Source organism: Cytophagia bacterium CHB2, from assembly GCA_030263535.1.
Lineage (GTDB): Bacteria > Zhuqueibacterota > Zhuqueibacteria > Zhuqueibacterales > Zhuqueibacteraceae > Coneutiohabitans.
Map to the genome: position 1 here is coordinate 1 of SZPB01000528.1, position 3266 is coordinate 3266.

Genomic DNA, 3266 nt, shown 5'->3' on the forward strand with positions numbered 1-3266 from the left:
CTATCCGTTGGTGAAATGTTTTTTAGTTCCGGCATGTCCGGGTTGTGAAAATAGATCATGACGAAGCAAACAAAAATCATTCTCGTTTTAGCCGCGCTGATCACACTTGCAACACTCATCACTTGGCAAATGACTGGCGGCGACTACTACACCAAGTTTGAAGTTGTCGAACAAATCACAGCGCCGGTGGAACAGAATGATCCGCTGGCCGCCGCCGGATTTTATGAAGGAACACCGCGAATGCAGACAGTGACCCGCCCAGAATTTCATCTTGGATTATTGCCAACACCGCGCGGCTTGTTCGACAAGCACGCGCTGTCCGTCGTTTCAATTGTGTCGCCGTCTTGGTTTATTGCGATTGCCCTTGTCTTGTGGAGGCGTGGTACAGCGCGCAGTACTTGAAGGGGAATATTGACTATCGAAAATTGGTTTGAACAAATGACGAATAGTCGAATGCATTGCGCGTGAACTAAATTTCGGGAGAGATCATGAACAAAACCTGCCTGGCGGTGGCCGTGCTCATCTTCGCGGCGGCCACCGTGACTTTCGCAAGCGAAGAGATCATGGTTAAAAAAATCTTGCTGAACGGTAAAACTAAAACCGTGTCGATTGCCGCGCACAATGAGAAAGGCGCGCTTTTTCTCGAAGCACAGCGTTTGGCGCAGGCGCTGGGGTTTGCCCTCAAGCGCCAAAGCGGCCTGGCGATTCTTTGCACCGAAACCGCATGCCTTCCCTTCACCATCGGCGAAAAAGAAGCGCGCGAGAAAGACGGCCAACTTTTTATATCCGCCGCAGCCTTTTTCACCAGTGTTGGCAGCACTTGGGAATTCGATGAAAAAGCCGGCGCGCTGGCCATCGATCTCCCCGACGAATTGCCCACGAGCAACGCGCCGGTTGACGTGACTGTCGGCAGCACAGCGCCGGGCTTTCTGGTGACCGCTGCCGATGGCAAGGAAATTCGTCTCGCTGATTTTCGCGGCAAGAAGAACGTCGTGCTGGAGTTCTTTCGCAGCGGCTCCTGGTGACCCTGGTGCAAGAAGCAGCTCGGTGAGCTGCAAAAGAATCTTTCTGAGATTGAAAAGTATGACGCTGTGCTCATCGGCATTCACGGCTACCCGCCGGAAGAAGCCAAAAAGTGGCACGAAATTTTAGGCATTACTTTTCCACTCGCTTCCGATCAAAGTTTGGTTGTCATGAAAGCTTATGAAGTTTACAACAAGGACGTCATTCCGCATCCCACGACGATCATCATCGACAAAACCGGCGTCATTCGCTTTCGCGAGGTGCATGAGAATTACAAAGAGCGGACGAGTGTGGAAAATATATTGGCGGCTTTGAAGGAACTAAATTGAGGAGAAGGATATGCAAAACGAAATGCTGTTGCCTCGCCATACCCGACATAACGTTGATCTGAATGCGAGAGGCGAAGCCATCAACTATTTCCAGCAAACCCTGAGGCATCATGCACTCACCCTGCGCCGCGAGCGAACGCAAGTCCTCCAAATCAACGTCGGCAAGAAGTGCAACCAGACGTGCTCGCATTGCCACGTTAATGCCGGACCGGCCCGCACTGAAATCATGACGCGCGACACCATGGATCGCATTATTGAGTGGCTGTCGTCTACGGATATTCCGAAGGTCGATATCACAGGTGGAGCGCCTGAGATTAATCCCAATTTCCGCTACCTGGTTGAGCGCAGAAAAACGCTGGCGCCGGCGCGCCACGTCATGGATCGCTGCAACCTGACGATCCTCTTCGAATCGGGGCAGGAAAATTTGGCGGAGTTTCTGGCGCACCATCGGGTGGAGATCATCGCGTCGCTGCCATGCTATTCGCAAACCAACGTGGATTCACAACGCGGCGACGGCGTTTTTGAAAAAAGTATCCGCGCTCTGCAACGGTTGAATGCCCTCGGCTACGGGCGTGATGAAAACCTGCTGCTGCACCTGGTGTATAATCCGCTTGGAGCGCATTTGCCGGGGTCGCAAGCCGGGTTGGAAACTGCTTACAAAAAAGAATTGGAACAGCATTTCGGCATTGTTTTCAACCGCCTTTACACGCTGGCCAACGTTCCCATGGCGCGCTTCGCCGCCTGGCTGCAGCGCACGGGCCAGCTTGAAAAATATCAGGAATTATTGAGCAACGCCTTCAATCCGGATACCGTGGCGAACCTGATGTGCCGCACCATGCTGAACGTCGATTGGCGCGGCGAGGTTTACGATTGCGACTTCAACCAAATGCTCGGTCTGCAATGGAGTGATGATCACCCACTATATCTGTGGAACGTTGATCCGGAGCAAATGGTGGACTGGCCCGTCATTACCGGCGATCATTGTTTTGCGTGCACGGCTGGCGCCGGATCGAGCTGTGGCGGCGCACTGGCGTAATTCCTAAAGTCATGAATCTGCACATCGAGTTTCTCTATTTTCGCGGCTGCCCCAACCACGAAGCGGCGCGGAAATTACTGTTTGAAGTGTTGCGTGAAAACCGGATCAAAACTACATTGCACAACATACGCATCGATTCGCGCGACGAAGCCGTCGCTAAGCGCTTTCTCGGCTCGCCGACCATTCGCATCAACGGCAGGGACATCGATCCCAGTGCGGAGCATCGCGCGGATTTTGGCATGCAGTGCCGCGTGTATCTTGCCGGCGGCAAGTATACCGGCATGCCGAGCAAGGAAATGATCCGTTCGGCATTACAAAAAGCGTTGGCCGATTCGGCCGCTCCAACCGCCAACGCGCCTAATATGGAACGATTCACGTCACCCATCTGCTGCTGAGGTTTCCGATGAAAAAACATTTGTTCTATTTCCTGCTCGTATCGCTCTCGTTGTGCGCCGCCTGCAACAACGACAACAGCGCCAATCCGCTAGACGACAAGAACTCCAATGGAAGTTCCGGCAAAGCCGGCTTCGGCGTATCGGGGCTCTTATTCGAAAACAATCTCGTGATGTGGGATCGCGAGCACCAAGGCTCGCGCAGCGAGTTGTTTCCGCAAATGTATTTCACCCGCGCCGACGCCGCGAATTTTCCCACGTGGAATACGTTTCCTTCGAGTCAAATGGTTTCCGGTGGCGTGCCGCGCGATGGCATTCCCGCGCTGACCAATCCCAAATTCGTCGAGCCGGCCTCTTCGGAAGCGAGTTACCTACGCGACACTGATATCGTTTTGGGCACGGTGATCAATGGCGAAGCCAAAGCCTATCCGGAAAATATTCTGTGGTGGCACGAAATCGTGAACGACGCGATTGGCGGCCAAAAAG

Annotated in this window: 6 protein-coding genes; all 6 read left to right on the forward strand. The window is 53.4% G+C overall.

Going from position 1 to position 3266, the window contains the following annotated elements; all coding sequences use genetic code 11:
• Positions 1-57 precede the first annotated feature (57 nt).
• On the forward strand, positions 58-402 hold the full coding sequence (locus tag FBQ85_28415) for a hypothetical protein (GenBank protein MDL1879057.1): 345 nt from the start codon (positions 58-60) through the stop codon (positions 400-402).
• Between the two features lie 86 nt (positions 403-488).
• Positions 489-1025, forward strand: coding sequence for a hypothetical protein (locus tag FBQ85_28420; GenBank protein ID MDL1879058.1), 537 nt, complete (start codon positions 489-491; stop codon positions 1023-1025).
• Positions 1026-1091: 66 nt separating this feature from the next.
• Positions 1092-1352: a redoxin domain-containing protein gene (locus tag FBQ85_28425; protein ID MDL1879059.1), complete on the forward strand. Its 261-nt coding sequence runs from the start codon at positions 1092-1094 to the stop codon at positions 1350-1352.
• 22 nt (positions 1353-1374) lie between these two features.
• Positions 1375-2388, forward strand: coding sequence for a radical SAM/Cys-rich domain protein (locus FBQ85_28430; GenBank protein ID MDL1879060.1), 1014 nt, complete (start codon positions 1375-1377; stop codon positions 2386-2388).
• Positions 2389-2405: 17 nt separating this feature from the next.
• Positions 2406-2783, forward strand: a complete 378-nt coding sequence (locus FBQ85_28435; protein MDL1879061.1) for a DUF2703 domain-containing protein — start codon at positions 2406-2408, stop codon at positions 2781-2783.
• Positions 2784-2791: 8 nt separating this feature from the next.
• Positions 2792-3266, forward strand: a 475-nt coding sequence (locus FBQ85_28440; protein MDL1879062.1) for a DUF3179 domain-containing protein, incomplete at its 3' end; no start/stop codon positions are given.